At 37.3% G+C, this 1,298-nt stretch carries 2 protein-coding genes; both read left to right on the plus strand.

The features are described 5' to 3' along the window. The first annotated feature begins 5 nt into the window (after nt 1-5). The gene (locus LD39_RS21220) at nt 6-956 is read left to right on the plus strand and encodes an ABC transporter permease (protein ID WP_035553663.1); all 951 of its coding nucleotides are present in this window, start codon (nt 6-8) and stop codon (nt 954-956) included. A gap of 26 nt (nt 957-982) precedes the next feature. Continuing rightward, a partial coding sequence (locus LD39_RS21225; protein WP_035553666.1) for a response regulator occupies nt 983-1,298 on the plus strand: 316 nt, incomplete at its 3' end.

Below are 1,298 nucleotides of genomic sequence, written 5' to 3' on the forward strand. Positions count from 1 at the left end.
AATAAATGGTCAGATTACTAAATTTAATCCAAAATGAAAATATGAAATTATATAAGCGTTTAGGCACCTGGATCATGATCGGGATAGTAGTCTTCGCGGTTTTGGCGGTAGGCGTGTTCTCTAAATTTATTATGGAACCAAATGAAAATGCCAACTGGAAAGAAAGAATGCAAATGGAGAATGTACAACTACAAAAACGGTTAGAAGAGAGCCCCTTAAAGGGGGCAGGTGAAACGTACGTAAAGAAACAAGTCGCAATTAACAACTATCGAATCGAGCACGACATTCCTCCTGTAGATTCTCAGTCTCTTTGGGGATTCATGATTGATGCAACGAATTTCACAGGAATTATCGCTCTATTTACGATTGTTGTAGCTGGCGGGATGGTTGCTAGTGAATTCTCCTGGGGAACGATTAAGTTGTTATTAATCAGACCTGTAAGTCGTACTAAGATTATCTTATCTAAATACATTTCGACACTACTTTTTGCTCTTTTTAGTTTGGTATTATTATTTGGTTTTTCCTTCTTGATAGGGAGTTTGTTCTTTGGACTTGGTGGTGCAGATCACCCTTATCTCGTGTACAATAACGGGGACGTTCAAGAGAATAACATGATTACTCATATCATTCGTCTCTTTGGCTTCAATAGTGTTGATTTGCTTATGATGGTGACATTAGCTTTTATGATTTCAACCGTATTCCGAAGTAGTTCTCTGGCTATTGGTATTTCAATCTTTTTATTGTTTACCGGACCTCAGCTTGCCCAATTGTTAAGCAACTATGATTGGGTGAAGTATGTGTTGTTTGCGAATACAAACCTCCAGCAATATACGAATGGTGTTCCACTAGTCGAAGGAATGACGATGACTTTCTCTATTATTGTATTAATTGTTTATTTTATTATCTTTATTACACTAACGTGGTTTGTTTTCAATAAGCGTGATGTAGCTGCGTAATGTATGATCTATGAAGGCGGGCTGTTATGAACGAAGAGAAAATATTAATTGTGGAAGATGAAAAGGAACTTGGCGAACTAGTCAGAGATTATCTTCAAGTAGAAGGCTATGAAGTTATCCTCACCTTTGATGGGGAGCAAGGTCTTACTCATTTTCACAAAGAAAAACCGATGATGGCTGTATTGGATATTATGCTTCCGAATATTGACGGAATTGAAGTATGTCGAAGGATTCGAAAAGAATCGAATATACCCATCTTAATGATGAGTGCGAAGAAAAGCGATACCGATAAAATCATAGGACTTGGTATTGGGGCAGATGATTATATTACAAAGCCCTTCA

The sequence above is a fragment of the Halobacillus sp. BBL2006 genome (assembly GCF_000786645.1).
Lineage (GTDB): Bacteria > Bacillota > Bacilli > Bacillales > Halobacillaceae > Halobacillus.